The 16,144-nt window shown below is 70.5% G+C and carries 14 protein-coding genes and 1 tRNA gene; 7 read left to right on the top strand and 8 right to left on the bottom strand.

The genetic code is table 11. The features are described 5' to 3' along the window. Nucleotides 1–5 precede the first annotated feature (5 nt). The 3 genes from BW41_RS01620 to BW41_RS01610 are packed head-to-tail and all read left to right on the top strand — an operon-like array spanning nt 6 to nt 3,162. The gene (locus tag BW41_RS01620; protein WP_037530898.1) at nt 6–1,853 is read left to right on the top strand and encodes an acetyl/propionyl/methylcrotonyl-CoA carboxylase subunit alpha; all 1,848 of its coding nucleotides are present in this window, start codon (nt 6–8) and stop codon (nt 1,851–1,853) included. After that, on the top strand, nt 1,853–2,305 hold the full coding sequence (locus BW41_RS01615; protein WP_037530607.1) for a MaoC family dehydratase: 453 nt from the start codon (nt 1,853–1,855) through the stop codon (nt 2,303–2,305). Before BW41_RS01620 ends, BW41_RS01615 begins: the two co-directional genes overlap by 1 nt. Next, a complete protein-coding gene (locus tag BW41_RS01610; protein ID WP_037530605.1) occupies nt 2,302–3,162 on the top strand; it encodes an HpcH/HpaI aldolase/citrate lyase family protein in 861 nt (286 codons plus the stop codon). Before BW41_RS01615 ends, BW41_RS01610 begins: the two co-directional genes overlap by 4 nt. 39 nt (nt 3,163–3,201) lie before the next feature. Here the strand turns inward: BW41_RS01610 and BW41_RS01605 are convergent, their stop codons facing one another. From BW41_RS01605 to BW41_RS01580, 6 genes are all read right to left on the bottom strand, one after another. Continuing rightward, nucleotides 3,202–3,513, bottom strand: a complete 312-nt coding sequence (locus BW41_RS01605) for a (R)-mandelonitrile lyase (RefSeq protein ID WP_235199457.1) — start codon at nt 3,511–3,513, stop codon at nt 3,202–3,204. Nucleotides 3,514–3,647: 134 nt separating this feature from the next. Continuing rightward, nucleotides 3,648–6,029: a TonB-dependent receptor domain-containing protein gene (locus tag BW41_RS01600; protein WP_152542051.1), complete on the bottom strand. Its 2,382-nt coding sequence runs from the start codon at nt 6,027–6,029 to the stop codon at nt 3,648–3,650. Further along, nucleotides 5,983–6,936, bottom strand: coding sequence for a FecR family protein (locus tag BW41_RS01595; protein WP_037530604.1), 954 nt, complete (start codon nt 6,934–6,936; stop codon nt 5,983–5,985). The genes BW41_RS01600 and BW41_RS01595 overlap by 47 nt, the downstream gene beginning before the upstream one ends. Then, on the bottom strand, nt 6,933–7,439 hold the full coding sequence (locus BW41_RS01590) for an RNA polymerase sigma factor (RefSeq protein ID WP_051583170.1): 507 nt from the start codon (nt 7,437–7,439) through the stop codon (nt 6,933–6,935). Before BW41_RS01590 ends, BW41_RS01595 begins: the two co-directional genes overlap by 4 nt. A gap of 63 nt (nt 7,440–7,502) precedes the next feature. Then, nucleotides 7,503–8,306, bottom strand: a complete 804-nt coding sequence (locus BW41_RS01585; RefSeq protein WP_037530601.1) for a ChbG/HpnK family deacetylase — start codon at nt 8,304–8,306, stop codon at nt 7,503–7,505. Next, entirely contained in the window at nt 8,299–9,177 is an 879-nt protein-coding gene (locus BW41_RS01580) for a glycosyltransferase family 2 protein (protein WP_081792827.1), read from the bottom strand. Before BW41_RS01580 ends, BW41_RS01585 begins: the two co-directional genes overlap by 8 nt. A gap of 285 nt (nt 9,178–9,462) precedes the next feature. Between BW41_RS01580 and BW41_RS01575 the strand changes: the two genes are divergently transcribed. Both BW41_RS01575 and cysS read left to right on the top strand, forming a co-directional pair. After that, a complete protein-coding gene (locus tag BW41_RS01575) occupies nt 9,463–10,899 on the top strand; it encodes a membrane protein (RefSeq protein WP_037530889.1) in 1,437 nt (478 codons plus the stop codon). Between the two features lie 43 nt (nt 10,900–10,942). Continuing rightward, nucleotides 10,943–12,382 carry a cysteine--tRNA ligase gene (cysS, locus tag BW41_RS01570; RefSeq protein ID WP_037530599.1) on the top strand — a complete coding sequence of 480 codons (1,440 nt, stop codon included), beginning with the start codon at nt 10,943–10,945 and terminating at the stop codon, nt 12,380–12,382. Here cysS and BW41_RS01565 read toward each other — a convergent pair. Together BW41_RS01565 and BW41_RS01560 are read right to left on the bottom strand one after the other, a co-directional pair. Beyond that, nucleotides 12,379–13,359 (bottom strand): M48 family metallopeptidase, encoded by a 981-nt coding sequence (locus BW41_RS01565; RefSeq protein WP_037530597.1) that lies wholly within the window; start codon nt 13,357–13,359, stop codon nt 12,379–12,381. The genes cysS and BW41_RS01565 overlap by 4 nt on opposite strands. 47 nt (nt 13,360–13,406) lie before the next feature. Next, nucleotides 13,407–14,417, bottom strand: coding sequence for a hypothetical protein (locus BW41_RS01560; protein WP_037530596.1), 1,011 nt, complete (start codon nt 14,415–14,417; stop codon nt 13,407–13,409). A gap of 167 nt (nt 14,418–14,584) precedes the next feature. Between BW41_RS01560 and BW41_RS01555 the strand changes: the two genes are divergently transcribed. Beyond that, the gene (locus BW41_RS01555; protein ID WP_037530595.1) at nt 14,585–15,958 is read left to right on the top strand and encodes a class II 3-deoxy-7-phosphoheptulonate synthase; all 1,374 of its coding nucleotides are present in this window, start codon (nt 14,585–14,587) and stop codon (nt 15,956–15,958) included. 71 nt (nt 15,959–16,029) lie between these two features. Then, nucleotides 16,030–16,104, top strand: a tRNA-Glu gene (locus BW41_RS01550). The last annotated feature ends 40 nt before the right edge of the window (nt 16,105–16,144 follow it).

Genomic DNA, 16,144 nt, shown 5'->3' with positions numbered 1-16,144 from the left:
TGGCCATGATCGACAGCCTGCTCATCGCCAATCGCGGCGAGATCGCCCGCCGCATCATCCGCACCGCGCGGGCGCTCGGCGTCCGCACCATCGCGGTCCATTCCGATGTCGACGCCGCCATGCCCTTCGTCCGTGAGGCCGACGCGGCGGTGTGCATCGGCACCGCGCCCGCCGCCGACAGCTATCTGCGCCAGGACCGCATCCTCGCCGCGGCGCGCGACACGGGCGCAAGCGCAATCCACCCCGGCTACGGCTTCCTGTCGGAGAACGCCGAGTTCGCCGAGGCGGTGATCGCCGCCGGGCTGATCTGGGTCGGCGCGCCGCCGGCGAGCATCCGCGCGATGGGCCTCAAGGACGCCGCCAAGCAGCGGATGATCGCCGCGGGTGTACCGGTCACCCCCGGTTATCTCGGCGACGATCAATCCCCCGCCCGGCTGCAGGCGGAGGCCGATGCGATCGGCTATCCCGTGCTCATCAAGGCGGTCGCCGGCGGCGGCGGCAAGGGCATGCGCAAGGTCGATGCGCGCGAGGAGTTCGCCGAGCTGCTCGCCAGTTGCCAGCGCGAGGCCGCCGCCTCGTTCGGCAACACGCAGGTGCTAATCGAGAAATACATCCTGTCGCCGCGCCATATCGAGGTGCAGGTGTTCGGCGACCGCCACGGCCAGGTCGTCCATCTGTTCGAGCGTGATTGCTCGCTCCAGCGCCGCCACCAGAAGGTGATCGAGGAGGCCCCTGCCCCCGGTATGGACGCCGCGACGCGCGCCGCGGTGTGCGACGCCGCGGTCAAGGCGGCGCGCGCGGTCGACTATGTCGGCGCGGGGACGATCGAGTTCATCGCCGACGGCTCCGACGGGCTGCGCGCCGATCGCATCTGGTTCATGGAGATGAACACCCGGCTGCAGGTCGAGCATCCCGTCACCGAAGCGATCACCGGACAGGATCTGGTCGAATGGCAGTTGCGCGTCGCCGCGGGCGAGCCGCTGCCGCGCCGGCAGGAGGATCTCGCCATCCACGGCTGGGCGATGGAGGCGCGGCTCTATGCCGAAAATCCGGCGAGCGGCTTCCTGCCGTCGACCGGTCCGCTCAACCGGCTGCATTTTCCGGCCGGGGTGCGGGTCGACAGCGGCGTCGAGCAGGGCGGCGCGGTGACGCCTTATTACGACCCGATGATCGCCAAGCTGATCGTCCACGGCACCACCCGGCGCGAGGCGGCGGCGAAGCTTGCCGCGGCGGCACGGGATACGCAGGTATGGCCGGTGAAGACCAACGCCGCCTTCCTCGCCCGCGCGGCGGCGCATCCCGCCTTCGTCGCCGGCGCGGTCGATACCGGCTTCATCGAACGCCATGGCGACGATCTGATCCCCGCTGCCGACCCCTCGCCCGCCGTGCTCGCCGCAGCGGCGGCGGCGCTGCTGCCCGAGGGACGCGATCCGTGGGTCGGGCTGCGCGGCTTCCGGGTCAACCGGACGCCGGTGACATCGGTCGCGGTCGCGGTGGCGGGCAGCACGCATCTCGTCGCGCAGCCGCGCGCCGCGGGCCACAATCAGGACGGCGTGCTGTTCCTCGACGGCGAGGCATGGCCGTTCGGCCCGCCCCGCGCCGATATGCTCGCCGGCGGCAGCGAGGGCGACGGCGCGATCCTCTCGCCGATGCCGGGCCGGGTGATCGCGGTGCTCGTCGCCCCCGGTCAGGCGGTGACGCGCGGTGAACGGCTGCTGGTGCTCGAGGCGATGAAGATGGAGCAGGCACTGGTCGCGCCGTTCGACGGCCGCGTCGCCGAACTCAAGGTCGCCGAGGGCGCGCAGGTGCCCGAAGGCACCCTGCTCGCCCGCGTCGCGACGGGAGAGGAATGATGGCAGGACGCGCCTACGACGCCTGGCAGGTCGGCGACCGGATCGCCCATGACATCCGCCGCACCGTCACCGAGACGGACAATCTGCTCTTCTCGACGATGACGCACAATCCGCAGCCGCTGCACATCGATGCCGAGGCGGCGCGGGCGAGCGAGTTCGGCCAGATCCTCGTCAACGGCACCTTCACCTTCGCGCTGATGATCGGCCTGTCGGTCGGCGACACGACGCTCGGCACGCTCGTCGCCAATCTCGGCTATGACAGACTGGTGATGCCGAAGCCGGTCTTCCTCGGCGACACGCTACGCGCCGAGACCGAGGTGGTGGCGCTCAAGGACAGCCGCTCGCGGCCCGATGCCGGGATCGTCACCTTCGCGCACCGGATGCGCAACCAGCGCGATGAGATCGTCTGCGAATGCCTGCGCACCGCCCTGCTCAAACGGTCGGCGGCATGAGGCTGCGCTCGCTGCTGTTCGTGCCGGGCGACCGGCCGGAGCGGTTCGCCAAGGCCGAGGCGAGCGGCGCTGACGCGCTGATCCTCGACCTCGAAGATGCGGTGGCGGCGGCGGCCAAGCCCGCGGCGCGCGCGGCGGTGGCGGCGCGGCTGCGCGAGCCGCGCGGATCGGTACGGCTGTTCGTCCGGATCAACCCGCTCGATGGCGGCTTCGTCGCCGACGATCTCGCCGCCCTGCGCGGCCTCGCCCCCGATGCGATCGTCCTGCCCAAGGCGGAGGGCGCCGCGAGCCTGACCGAGCTTGCGCAACGGCTGGCCGCGGTCGGGATCGCCGCACCGGTGCTGCCGATCGCCACCGAAACCCCCGCGGCGATCTTCGCGCTCGGGAGTTACGCGCAGGCAGAGGTCCCGCTCGCCGGCCTCACCTGGGGGGCGGAAGACCTGCCTGCGGCGATCGGCGCGACGACCAGCCGCGAGGACGACGGCCGCTACACGCCGCCCTATGAGATGGCGCGATCCCTGACCCTGTTCGCTGCTCATGCCGCGGGGGTGGCGGCGATCGACACCGTCTATCCCGCGTTCCGCGACCTCGACGGGCTTGCCGCTTATGCCGCCCGCGCGGCGCGCGACGGCTTCACCGGGATGATGGCGATCCACCCGGCGCAGGTCGCCGCGATCAACGCCGCCTTCACCCCGACCGAAACGCAGATCGCCGCGGCCCGCCGCATCACTGCCGCCTTCGCCGCGGCGCCCGACGCCGGTGCGCTGCAGGTCGACGGCCGGATGGTGGATGCGCCGCATCTGAAACAGGCGCAGCGGCTCATCGCCCGTGCCGGAGCAGATGCCGCGGCAGACTAGAGGCTGCCGGCGAAGATCCTCCGGCGGCAAGGCGAACGATCAGTCGCGATAGTCCGTATCGGTGACCGGATCGAGCCACGTCACTGCGGAGCCATCGATGCTCTCGGTCATCGCGATATGACTCATCCCCGTCGTCGCGGTGGCGCCGTGCCAGTGGCGCTCGCCAGCGTCGAAGACGATCGTATCGCCCCGCAGGATCTCTTCACGTGGACGGCCCTCGCGCTGCGCCCAGCCCCTGCCCGCGGTGACGATGATCGTCTGGCCGGCGGGATGTGTGTGCCAGACGGTGCGCGCGCCGGGCGCGAAGGTGACGAGCGCGGAGCCGGCCCGGCCGATTGGCCGCGACGACATTGTCGAGGCGCACGTCGCCGGTGAACCATCCCGGCGTCTTGCCGGGCATCGACGGCGTGGTTGCATTGCGGATGATCGTCATCGCCACATCTCCTCGTGTCCGCCAGCGCCCAGCGGGTGCGGAAGCTCGCGTATCACCACGCCACCGACACGCCGAGCCGGGCATTGCGCGGCCGCAGCGGCGTCACCTGGTTGCGCGCGGCGAGGCCGAACGGATTGCCGAAGGCGAAGCGGTTGGCGGCGGCGTTGGTCACATTGTCGAGCCCCAGCGTCACGTCGACCCTGCGCCAGCGCAGCCCCGCCGAGGCGCCGAGCGTCACATAGCGTCCCTGGCTGACGTCGAGCAGGTCGCCGGTGCCGAGCACCGAGCGCCCGATATAGTCGAACGTCACGCCGACGCGCGGCTCGACCGGCCGGCCGCTTGCCCAGCCATAATCGACCGCGGCATGGCCGGCGAAGGGCGGGGTTTCGGGCAGGCGGCGATTGTCCTCGCGCGACTGGTCGGCGACCGGTCCGCGCACGCGGTTGTAGGTATAGAGCGCCGATGCCGCGACGCTGAGCCCGACCACCGGCACCCAGTCGATCGCCGCCTCCAGCGTCTGGATATTGGCGTCGCCGAGATTGGTGGTGAACGGCTGCCCGCGCCGGTTGAGCAGATCGGCCTGGATGCCGCGCCAGCGCGCGGTCGCGGCGCTCACCGACAGGCCGAGCCCGGTCGTGCCGCTGCGCAGGCGGCGCAGGCCGACCTCGCCCACCGCGATCGAATCGGGGGCGAAATTGGCGACGCGGCCGATCCCCTGCGCGACCGCGAGGCCGCCGGTCCGGAAACCGGTCTGATAGCGCGCGAACAGCGCGACATCGGGCGCGAGGCGATAGGATAACGCCAGCGTCGGATCGATCCGCTGGGTCGAACGCCCCTTGATGTACGCGTTCGGCCGCCGCGTCGCCGAGGGTTCGCCATCGACGCGCGCGCTGGTGAAACGGCCGCCCACCGTCATCGATAGCGCCGGGGCTACCGCCAGCGTCGTCTCGCCGAATGCCGAGGCGGCGCGGGTGACGTTGGTGACGCCGACGATATCCATCGGCTTGCCCGGGCCGCCGAGCGCGCGCGACAGGACCGAATTGTCGCTGACCAACGTCACCCCGGCAAGCCAGGACGGACCGCCCGGTATCGATCGCGACAGGCGCAATTCCTGCGACAGCAGCAGCTTGTCGTTGTCGACCGTATAGATCGCCGGCCGGCTGCTGCCGCGCGGCGTCGCATCGAACAGTTCGCGGGTATGGTAATCCGCCACCCCGGTCGCCGAGACGAGCCGCAGGCCACTGTCCCAATCCTTGCTGACGACGACGCGGCCGAACAGGAAGCGGTTGCGATAGGGCTGCGCCAGCCGGCTGCTGCGCCGGTAGCTGTCGCGCGTCTCGGCATATTGGCCGTCGGCGGCTTCGATCCGCTGGCCGGCGCCGCTGACGTCGATCCGCCAGCCGGGGCCGGGCTGCACCCGCAGCGCGACGCGCCCGCCGATCGTATCGACGCGATTGACCGCTCTCCCACGCACCGGATCGTCGATATAGCCGCCGTCGCGCACGCCATAGGCGACGCCGCGCAGCGCCAGCCGCTCGTCGAGCAGCGGCAGGTTGAGCATCCCCGACAGGTCGAAACCCGCCGCACCGCCCTGCGTCGCGGTGACGCCGCCGCCCGCCGCCGCCGCGACGCGATCGAGCACCGGCGCGTTCGAGGTCAGCCGCAGCACGCCGCCGATCGCGCCGGCGCCGTACAGCGTACCCTGCGGTCCCTCCATCACCTCGATCGCCTGCATGTCGTAGAGGCGCAGGCCGGGGTCCGGCCCGGAGGCGTTGAGCTGGACGTCGTCGAGATAGACGCTCGCGGTCGATTGCGTCGTGCCGTTGAAGCTGCTGTCGGCGATGCCGCGGATGAACACCTTGTTGCGCCCCGCGCCGAGCTGCGTGCTCTGCAGGATCGGATCGGCGGCGGCGAGATCGCTGATCGCCGCGGCACTGCCGTTGGCCTGCGTCGCCTTGCCGATCAGCGTCAGGCTTCCGGGATAGCGGAGCAGCGGCACGCGCTGCTTGCTCGCGGTGACGATGATATCCGCCGGGGCGGCCTCGGCACGTGGCGGCGGCGCGGCCCGCGGGTGCGGCGGCGGCAGGCGTTTGCGCGGCGCGGCGACGATGCGATAGCCGCCGTGCGCGAATGCGATCGCGCGATAGCCGCTGCCGGCGAGCAAGGTGTCGAGCGCGGCGGCGACCGTCATCGTGCCGCGCAGCGGGCGGGAGCGGACGGCACGCAGGCCGCTTTCGGTGCTGGCGATCTCCACCCCGCTGGTCCGCGCCAGCGTCAGCAGGGCGGCGTCGAGCGTTGTGGCGGGGATGGTGACGGCGATCACCCGGTCGCGCGCCTGCGCCGCCGCCGGCAGGCAGACGGCGACAAGGATCAGCGCTCGTAACAGTTCAGGGCGTTGCGGTGTCGCGCTGCGCCAAAACCCAGCCTTCGCCATTACGCCGCCATGTTGCCCCGATCAGATCGGCCAGATGCGGAACGTCGCGATCGGCAGCGCCTGTAACGTGGATCATGCCGGTAAACGGCCGTTTCGACAAGTCACCGATGATGCGCAGATCGATGCCGAGCGCGCGGCGCAGGCTGGCGGCGACCTCGCCGACCGGGGTGCCGTCGAAGCTGAGATCGCCGGTGCGCCAGCCGCCGATCACCGCGGTCGGCAGGGTCGAGCGGACCAGCCGGTGGTCCGCGGCCATCGTCACCGCCTGCCCGGCCCCCAGCCGCAGCTGCGCCCCGTCCGGCTGGAAGAGCACCGATCCCTCGGCGACCGCGACCGCGATTCGCGCACCGCTGTGGACGACGTTGAAGGTCGTGCCGAGATCGCGCACCACTTGGTCGCCGGCGCGCAGTTCGAAGGGATGCGCGGCATCGTGGACGACGTGGAACAGCGCCTCGCCCGAATCGAGCGCGACCCGGCGCGGATCGTCGCCGCTGACGCGCAGCAGGCTGCCGCCGTTGAGCGCGACCTGCGTGCCGTCGGCGAGGCGGACGTCGCGGCGCTCGCCGTCGCGGGTGGCGTAGACGTGGTCGGCGGCGGCCGGCGCGAACACCGACGGCATCGTCAGCCCGAGCACGAGCGCCGCGGCGATCGCGCCGCCCCCGGCGAGCGGCCACCAGCGGCGGTGACGAGGCGCGTCGTCGTTCGCCGCGACCGGGAGCGGCGCCGGATCGGGAAAGCGGACCTCGGCGATCTGCCGGTCGAGCAGGGTGACCCGATCATAGGCCTCGGCATGCGCGGGGACCTCGAGCCAGGCGACGAACGCCTCCCACTCCGTCGCGGCCATATCGGCTTGGCGCAGATGCCAGGCGATCGCCTGATCGATGATGTTCGGTGCGTCACGGCTCACAGGCGCTGCCCCCTTCCATCATCATGACGATGCGCGACCGGCATATCCGCAGCAATCGCGTTCGCCTGCGCATGAATAATCCGATAGGCGCGCTGCAACAGCTTTTCGACGCCGCTGACGCTGATCCCCAATTCTTCGGCGATCGCGCGCTGCGGCCGGTTTTCGATCCGATAGAGCCGCAGCGCCGTCGCCATCCGCTCGGGCATCGCCGCGATCGCCGCCTCGATCGCGCGCAGCTGGTCGCGCATCACCAGCGTGCGTTCGGCATCGGGCAGATCGTCCGCAGCCGGCTGATCCTCCAGCCATGCCGCCTCGCGCGCGCCCCGCCGTGCCGCCGCGATCCGCCGGTCGGTGGCGAGGTTGCTGGCGACGCGGCACAGGAAGGCGACCGGCTGCGCGATCGGCTGATCGGCGAGCTGGTCGATCCGTAACCACATGTCTTGCAGCGCATCTTCCGCTTCGTCGCGGCTGCCGAGCCGCGCGGTCAGCAGCCGCGCCAGCATCGTCCGCTGTTCGAGGAAGATGGCGCGAAGTCCAGCCTCGCCCAATCTGCGTCCACGCTCCCGTCAGGCTGGAAACGCCAGCCCTTCCGCCGCCGCCATGTCCGCAATCGACCATCTCCGCAAGGCATCTGCTTCGCGCGGCCGTGCCGCCGCGATCGAATCGCCGTCGCGCTTGCCCGCGCCGGGATGGCACATCACCAGATGCATGCCCGCGGCCCGGCGCAGGAAGCGCGGGAAGAGCGTCTTGTAGTCGCTCGAAAAGTCATAATGGCCGGCGAAACTGTCGTTGCAGCGCAGCCGGTAGCGCGCCGCCGCCCGGCGCAGTCCGCGCGAATGATAGGCGCTGCCGATCGCCTTGCCGACGAAGGGGCGCGCCAGCATCGCGTCGACGCGGTCGGTACAGTCGCGCAGCCAGGCATCGGGCGCGCGGCTCGCGGTTTCGAACAGGACGATGTCGCGGATGCCGGGCAGCGCATGGCTATGCTGGTGGCCGTCGACGAAGTCGGGGGCGCGGCCCATCGCCGCGGTGAAGGCGTCGAATTGCGCGGCGATCTCCGCGGCGATCTCGTCGAGCGGCAGGTTGCGCCGCGCCGCGCGGCGCGCGAGCGGATCGATCTCGGGCAGGCGACCGTCGGGGGCGAGCCGCGGCATATCGGTGAGCGGCCGCTCCTGCGTCAGCGTCAGGTGGAGGCCGATCGAAACGTGCGCGGGCAGGTCGCGAAGCAGCGCGGCATCCTCTGCCCAGCCGGGCATCAGCGTCATGCAGCTCGTCGCGTTGAGCTTGCCCAGGGCAGCGAGCTCGGCGATCGTCTCGCTGACGCCACGCGAATAGGCGAAATCGTCGGCGCAAAGAATCAGATTAGGCAAGGACCGTTCCCTCCAGATCCTGGAACGCACGCTCGCGCATCTGCACGCTGAGCAACTTGCGGCGCTGCAACCGGCGCGCCAGGAAGCGATAGAAGAACCAGCTGCCCGCGACCGGGGCGGCGGCCGAATAGACGAGCCGTTCCAGCAGCGTCCAGCGGATCGACTCCCGGTCGCGCTCGCGCGGCGAGGGCATGCACCACAGGTCGCGCGAATAGAGCATCCGCCCCTGCCGCATCGTCCGGTGGATCACCTCATGATCCTCGAGGATGAAGCCCCAGATCGCGGCGTCGAAGCCGCCCGCCGCACGCAGGGCGGCGACGTCGAAACACTGGCCCGCACCGCCGGCATGGCATTGGCGGGGCAGCAGCCGCGCCGCCGACAGGATGCGCCGCGCCTCGGCATCGCGCGCCGGCTGTTCCGCGCCCGGCGGCACGAAATAGGCGCCGGCGACGACGCAGCGGTCGCGCTGCAACAGCCGCTCGGCCTCGGCGAGATAATGCGGCGGATAGAGCGTATCGGCGTCGCAGGTCGCGACATAGCGCGTCCGTACCCAGCCGAGCCCGGTGCGCAGCGCGGTGACCTTGCCCGGCGTCGGTTCGGTGATGACCAGCGCGTCGAGCCCGTGCGCGCGCACCGCGGCGCGGGCGACATCGGCGCTGCCGTCGGTCGAGCCATTGTCGACGAGGATCATGATCACCGGCACGGTCTGCGCGGCGAGGCTGGCGATCGTCGCGGCGAGATAATCGCGCTCGTTGAAGAACGGGATCAGCACCGTCCACAGCGGCGTCGGCCGCCGATCGAGCCGCCGCGCGGCGATCGACGATCCCGCCGCGCTGCGTAGCATCGTATCATGGTCGTTGAGCAGAAACATGATGCCCCCGGCGGACGTGTCTGGCGGCATCGCGGACCGCGACGCATGCCGACGTGGTCCACCCCCCGCAGACCACGTCGGCGCCGCGCGTCGGTCGCTGCGATGCCCCGATGACAGACGACACCGATCCGCCCAAGCCACACCGGCCTATGCAAAAAAGTTCCGCATGACGCTGTGCCGGTCACGGATTATCAAGGACCGATGACCCATATGGCCCGTTTCCCGGCCGCAGCCGCGGTAGCCGGCCGATCGCCCGCGCTCCGGCGGCCCGCATTCGGGCTGTCGATGTTCGGGCAAGGCGCGGCGTTGCTGCTGTGGGCGGTGATCCTGCGCTGCCGCGATTTTGGCAATCCGATCATCCATGTCGACGAGCAATATTATCTGCTGGTCGGCGACCGCCTGCTGCACGGTGCCCTGCCCTATGTCGATCTGTGGGATCGCAAGCCGCCCGGCCTGTTCCTGATCTTCGCGGCGATGCGGCTGCTGCCCGGCGACGGCATCCTCGCCTATCAGCTGGTCGCGACGCTGTTCGCGGCGGCGACCGGCTGGCTGGTGATGCGCGGCAGCCGGCGGCTCGGGGCGACGGCGACGGGCGGGTTCGTCGCCGGGCTCGCCTATGTGCTGTGGCTGTCGTTGCTCAGCGGGCGCGGCGGGCAGTCGCCGGTCTTCTACAATCTGTTCGTCGCCGGCGCGGTGGTGCTGACGTTGCGCCTGCCGCGGCTCGCCGCGGCGCAGGCGGTCGGCGCGATCGTCGCCAGCGGCTGCGTCGCCTGCCTGCTCGCCGGGCTGGCGATCCAGACCAAATATACGCCGGTCGTCGAAGGCGCCTTCTTCGGCCTCGCGCACCTCTGGTATCTTTATCGCGCGCGCGCCTCCGCGCCGGCAGTAATCGCGGCGGCGGCGATCTGGGCGCTGCTCGGACTGCTGCCGACGCTGCTAATCGTCGGTTTCTACTGGATGCGCGGGCCGGCGGTGTTCGACGCCTTCTGGTTCGCCAATTTCGCCTCGGTCGCGCTGCGCAAGGGCTATCCCGCCGCCAAGATCGCCGCGCGGCTCGCCGGCACGACCGCGCAATTGCTGCCGCTGCTGATCGCCATCGCCGCGGTCTGGCGGATGCGGCCGCGATCCCCGGAGCGGTGGATCGCCTTCGGCTGGCTCGCCGCCGCGCTCGTCGCCTTTGCGATGATCGGCGCCTTCTTCGATCATTATGCGCTGCCGCTGCTCGTGCCGATGGCGATGCTCACCGGCGTCGCGCTCGGCCGCTGGCGCGCCGCGCCCTGGCTGCTGCTCGGCTATGGGCTGGCGCTGTTCGTCGCGCGCGTCGCCCTGGTGCCGACCGAGGCGGACTCGGCGCGCACCGTCGCCCGGGTGATGGCGGCGAACGACCGCGGCGATTGCCCCTATGTCTTCGCCGGCGACGCGATCCTCTACCATCTGGCCAAGGCCTGCATCCCGACCGCCTACGCCTTCCCCTCGACGCTCGCCTATGAGGCGGAACAGGGCGCAACCGGGATCGACGAGGCGCGCGAGGTCGCACGCATCCTGTCGCGGCGGCCACCGGTGATCGTGACGATGGACGTGCCGATGGCGCCGTGGAACCGCGCCAGCGAGCGGATCATGGCCCGCACCCTCGCCGCCCGCTATCGCCTGGTGTCGCGCGTCCCGCGCGAGGGGGCGCATCTGCTCGTCTATCTGCGCGACGATCTGCCGCTGCGCCGGTAACCGCCCCTTGGCGGCGGCGGGGCGACCGGGCTAGAGCGGCGGCATGACGCCGCTGACGCTGTACAACAGCCTGACCCGCACCACCGAGCTGTTCGAGCCCGCCGACCCCGCCGATGTCCGCATCTATTCGTGCGGGCCGACGGTCTATCATTACGCGCATATCGGCAATCTGCGCGCCTATCTGTTCACCGACACGCTCGGCCGGGTGCTGACCTGGAAAGGCTATGGCCTCACCCATGTCATCAACATCACCGACGTCGGCCATCTGACCAGCGACGCCGATGCCGGTGACGACAAGATGGAGGCGGCGGCGCGCGCCAGCGGGCAGGACATCTGGGCGATCGCGGCGCATTATACCGCGGCGTTCAAGGCGAACCTCAAGGACCTCAACGTCCGCGACCCGGCCCGCTTCCCGCTCGCCACCGATCACGTCGGGCCGATGATCGCCTTCGGCGAGGCGATCGCCGAGCGGCATTGCTACCAGCTTGCCGACGGCCTCTATTTCGACACCAGCACCGTGCCGGATTACGGCCGGCTCGCCGGCCTCCGCGACGAGGGCCCGGTCGAGGGGCGGATCGAGACGGTCGCGGGCAAGCGCCACCCGGCCGACTTCGCGATCTGGCGGACCAGCGCGCCGGGCGAGAACCGCCAGATGGAGTGGGACAGCCCGTGGGGCCGCGGCGCGCCGGGCTGGCACCTCGAATGTTCGGTGATGAGCCGCCAGTATCTGGGCGCGCATTTCGACATCCACACCGGCGGCATCGATCATCGCGAGATCCATCATCCCAATGAGATCGCGCAGAACCAGGCCTTTTCCGGCACCGCCGACACCGGCGCGACCGTGTGGATGCACAACAATTTCCTCGTCAACCGCACCGGCAAGGTCTCCAAATCGGCGGGCGACGCGCTGATCCTGCCGGCACTGGTCGAGCGCGGCTTCCATCCGCTCGCCTATCGGCTGATGTGCCTGCAGGCGCATTATCGCAGCGAACTCGAATTCTCCTGGGAGAATCTCGCCGCCGCGCAGACCCGGCTCAAACGCTACGTCCAGACCGTGGCGGCGCTGCGCGCCCGCGGCGAGGCGAAGGGCGCCGCCGCCGCGACGCCCTATCGCGAACGGCTCGATGCGGCGCTGTCCGACGATCTCAACACGCCGCGCGCGCTGCCGGTGCTCGACGAACTGCTCGCCGACAAACGGATCAGCCCGGCCGACCGGCTGGCGGCGCTCGCCGATTTCGACGCGGTATTCGGCCTCGGGCTGACGACGCTGGCGCGCGAGGATCTGCGCGTCCGGCCGGCGAGCGCCGGGATCGACGCCGCCGGGGTCGCCGCGCGGCTCGCCGAACGACGCGAGGCGCGGGCGGCCAAGGACTTCCCGCGCTCGGACGCGATCCGCGACGAACTCGCCGCATTGGGGGTCGAGGTGATGGACGGCGATCCGCTCGGCTGGGACTGGGCGATCGCGATCCCGCCCGCCGCCTAGCCGAGCGGCTGGTCGGCGGTGGCGATGATCGGCGGGACATAGGGGCGCGGCGCATCGGCGGGGATGCGCGCGATCTCCGCCTCGATTGCCTTGGCCCGGGCTGCCGATGACGGATGCGTGCGGCTGCGGAACAGCCCGCCGTCGACATCGCCGCCATGGTCGCGCCAGAAGCGCACCGCGCTCTGCGGATCATAGCCGGCGTTGCGCAGCAGATACATGCCGAGCAGATCGGCCTGATCCTCGGTCAGCCGGAACAGCCGGCCGTTGCGCCCGACCTCGGCGAGCAGCCCGCGCTTCACCCCCGCGGCATCGAGCCGCCGCGCATGGTGGAGGATGTTGTGCGCCAGCTCGTGCGCGACCACCACCGCCACCTCGTCGTCGCTATAGCGTTCGAAGAAGCGCACCGCGATCTGCACGATCCGCCCGTCCGCCGAGGCCTCCATGCCCGGCCCGAGCAGCACCTCGAACGCGCTGCGACAGCCCGGCGAAGCGGCGATGGTGACGCTGCGCGCCTGCCCGCCGCGGACCAGCGCGACGCGCAGCGGCCGGTCGGCGGGCAGTGAAGCGATCGTCGCGAGCGCGGCGTCGCGGGTGGCGCTCGACGTCGTCTTGCCGGCGACGGCGGCGAGCGGCTTGCCGTCGATGGCGGTGATCGAATCGCCCGGCTGGACCGCCGCCGACGCCGCGGGCGCGCCCGACACCACCGCCTCGACCGCGACCGGCGCCTCGAACCCGAAGCTGACCCGCGCCGCGTCGCGCAAGGGCGCGTCATATTGGTCGATCGCATGGATCGCCCAGCCCGGCGTGGGTGCCAGCTCGCGGCACAGCGCGGCATTGGCGGTGGTCAGCCGATAGGCGATCCCCGCCATCCGCCCGTCGACCGCGCGGATCGCCGCAAAGGTCGCCGCAGCATCCTGCGCCATGGCCGCCGAAGGCAGCGACAATCCGAGCGCGACGCAGAACAGAGCCTTGATCATCCGCCGCTTCTAGGCGAGCGGCGGCGCCAGCGGAACCGCCGATCCGGTCATTTGACCGCGTTGGCGTCGATGGTCACCCGATTGCCGGTGGAGACCGCGACGCGCTTGCCGCTGCCGACGAGGCTCCAGACCTGTTTCGGCGACGGCATATGATCGAAGGTCGGAAAGGCGCTCGTCGTCCCGTCGACATCGGTGAGCGAGACCGCATAGCTGCCGCTCTTCTCGATCTGCCCCATGATCGACGGGAAGACGGAGACGGTGCGGCCCGCGTCGTACAGCACCATGACATAGCTCCGCTCGTCCGTCCGGTAGACGCCATATTCGACGCGCGGCTCGCCGTCGCGGCACCAGATGGGGCGCGGGCCGGCGGGCTCGGACTTGGCCGCGGAGGCAGCGATGCTTCCGCTCAGCATCGACAGGATATCGAGCGTCTTGATCGGTTGCGCCTTGGCGAAGTGCAAGGCGGTGGTGCAGGCGACGATCGGCACCGCCGCCGGGGCCGGCATTCCCTCCGGCTTCGGCCAGCGTATCCCGCCGATAACGGCCTGGAGCCGCGCGTCGAGCTGCGTCGCGGTCAGCGTCGGTGCGGTCATCCGGATGACAACGATCCAGTCACCGACCGGGATCGCCGCCAGCGCGGTACTGCGGATTGCGCCGCCCGCGATACCGTAGACCTGCCGCAGCGCGGACGGCGTCGACGCGCCCGGCGCAGCGAAGGCGACCGGATCGGCGCTGGCCGGGGCGGCGTTGCGGAACAGATCGCGCTGCTCAAGCGTGGTGCGCGACCGGTCGAACCAGAGGGCGACATCGTCGGCCGCGGGATGGAAGAGATAGATCGTCGCGCTGACGCTGCCGTCGGCCGCCTGATATTGTGCCATCACGTCATGCTCGGACGCCGTCGCATCGGTCAGCGCGGTACGGCGCATCCCGTCGATCTGTGCGGTCAGCACCAATCCGGTCTGCGCATGCTGCCACCCCTTGTCCGCCGGCACCGGCAGATCGCGCGCCGCCAGCGGGCTGGCGACGGCGAGAGCAAGCCCCATGATCAACCACCGCATGCCCCGTCCCCTGTCTTTACCTTCATCCTAGAGGATTGCAGCGATGACCGGCAATGCGGGGTTGCCCGCAAAGACGTCGCGGTGACTGCCCCAAGCGTTCCTTCGTTGCGTCAAAGCCGTTTTGGGCGCATGTCGCGAGGCGTTTAGACCCGAAGGACACACCGATCATGGCCGCGAACTGGGCCCCCGACAGCTGGACCAAGGCCGATGCCCGCCAGCTTCCCGACTATCCCGACGCCGCCGCGCTCACCCAGGCGACCGACACGCTCGCCACTTTCCCGCCGCTGGTCTTCGCCGGCGAGGCGCGCAATCTGACCGCCGAACTGGCCGTGGTCGCCGCCGGCAAGGCGTTCCTGTTGCAGGGCGGCGATTGCGCCGAATCCTTCGCCGAGCACAGCGCGAACAACATCCGCGACACCTTCCGCGTCATCCTGCAGATGGCGGTGGTGCTGACCTATGCGTCGAAGCTGCCGGTGGTGAAGCTCGGCCGCATGGCGGGCCAGTTCGCCAAGCCGCGCTCCGCGCCGACCGAGGTGATCGATGGCGTCGAGCTGCCGAGCTATCGCGGCGACAACGTCAACGACATCGCCTTCACGCCCGAAAGCCGCATCCCCGATCCGCAGCGGATGATCCGCGCCTATTCGCAGTCGGCGGCGACGCTCAACCTGCTGCGCGCCTTCGCACAGGGCGGCTATGCCAATCTGCACCAGGTGCATCGCTGGACGCACGATTTCATGGGCCGCAGCCCGTGGTCGCGCAAATATGCCGAGACCGCCGACCGGATCGGCGAGGCGCTCGAGTTCATGGCGGCGTGCGGCATCGATCCCGAGACCGTGCCGCAACTGGCGCAGACCGCTTTCTATACCAGCCATGAAGCCCTGCTGCTGCCGTTCGAACAGGCGCTGACCCGGCAGGATTCGCTGACCGGCGACTGGTACGACACCTCGGCGCATTTCCTGTGGATCGGCGACCGCACCCGCTTCGAAGGCTCGGCGCATGTCGAGTTCCTGCGCGGCATCGGCAATCCGATCGGCGTCAAATGCGGGCCGAGCCTCGAACCCGACGCGCTGCTGCGCATGCTCGACACGCTCAACCCCGGCCGCGTGCCGGGGCGGATGACGCTGATCACCCGCTATGGCTTCGACAAGATCGAGGCGGCGTTGCCCAAGCTCGTCCGCGCGGTGACGCGCGAGGGGCATCCGGTGGTGTGGAGCTGCGACCCGATGCACGGCAATACCGTCAAGGCGGTGACCGGCTACAAGACGCGCCCGTTCGACCGCATCCTCGCCGAGGTGCGCGGCTTCTTCGCCGTCCACCGCGCCGAGGGCACGCACGCCGGTGGCATCCATGCGGAGATGACCGGTCAGAACGTCACCGAATGCACCGGAGGCGCGATCGACGTGACCGAACAGAGCCTCGCCGATCGCTATCACACGCATTGCGACCCGCGTCTCAACGCCGGGCAGAGCCTCGAACTCGCCTTCCTGCTCGCCGAGATGCTCAACGCGGAAATGGCCGAGCGGCGCAAGGTCGCCGCCTGATAAACGGGGGCGTCGGCGAAACCCGCTTGACGCCCCCTGCCCCAGCGCCTAGAGGCGCTGGCTCACCGCACGGCCCCTTCGTCTAGCGGTCAGGACGTCGCCCTCTCACGGCGAAAGCACGAGTTCGATTCTCGTAGGGGTCACCAGCGGCAGAAATCAGCCATTTTTGCCATCCTGCTGCGGTTC

This window comes from Sphingomonas sp. RIT328, from assembly GCF_000632225.1.
In the GTDB taxonomy this organism is placed as follows: domain Bacteria; phylum Pseudomonadota; class Alphaproteobacteria; order Sphingomonadales; family Sphingomonadaceae; genus Sphingomonas; species Sphingomonas kyungheensis.
This window is presented reverse-complemented; position numbering and strand designations above follow the sequence as displayed.

Excerpts from the sequence above, each read along its gene's own strand:
- BW41_RS01620 (WP_037530898.1), top strand. The coding sequence starts at position 6 with ATGATCGACAGCCTGCTCATCGCCAATCGCGGCGAGATCGCCCGCCGC.
- BW41_RS01615 (WP_037530607.1), top strand. The coding sequence starts at position 1,853 with ATGGCAGGACGCGCCTACGACGCCTGGCAGGTCGGCGACCGGATCGCC.
- BW41_RS01610 (WP_037530605.1), top strand. The coding sequence starts at position 2,302 with ATGAGGCTGCGCTCGCTGCTGTTCGTGCCGGGCGACCGGCCGGAGCGG.
- BW41_RS01605 (WP_235199457.1), bottom strand. The coding sequence starts at position 3,513 with ATGTCGTCGCGGCCAATCGGCCGGGCCGGCTCCGCGCTCGTCACCTTC.
- BW41_RS01600 (WP_152542051.1), bottom strand. The coding sequence starts at position 6,029 with ATGGCGAAGGCTGGGTTTTGGCGCAGCGCGACACCGCAACGCCCTGAA.
- BW41_RS01590 (WP_051583170.1), bottom strand. The coding sequence starts at position 7,439 with ATGCTGGCGCGGCTGCTGACCGCGCGGCTCGGCAGCCGCGACGAAGCG.
- BW41_RS01580 (WP_081792827.1), bottom strand. The coding sequence starts at position 9,177 with ATGTTTCTGCTCAACGACCATGATACGATGCTACGCAGCGCGGCGGGA.
- BW41_RS01575 (WP_037530889.1), top strand. The coding sequence starts at position 9,463 with ATGTTCGGGCAAGGCGCGGCGTTGCTGCTGTGGGCGGTGATCCTGCGC.
- cysS (WP_037530599.1), top strand. The coding sequence starts at position 10,943 with ATGACGCCGCTGACGCTGTACAACAGCCTGACCCGCACCACCGAGCTG.
- BW41_RS01565 (WP_037530597.1), bottom strand. The coding sequence starts at position 13,359 with ATGATCAAGGCTCTGTTCTGCGTCGCGCTCGGATTGTCGCTGCCTTCG.
- BW41_RS01560 (WP_037530596.1), bottom strand. The coding sequence starts at position 14,417 with ATGCGGTGGTTGATCATGGGGCTTGCTCTCGCCGTCGCCAGCCCGCTG.
- BW41_RS01555 (WP_037530595.1), top strand. The coding sequence starts at position 14,585 with ATGGCCGCGAACTGGGCCCCCGACAGCTGGACCAAGGCCGATGCCCGC.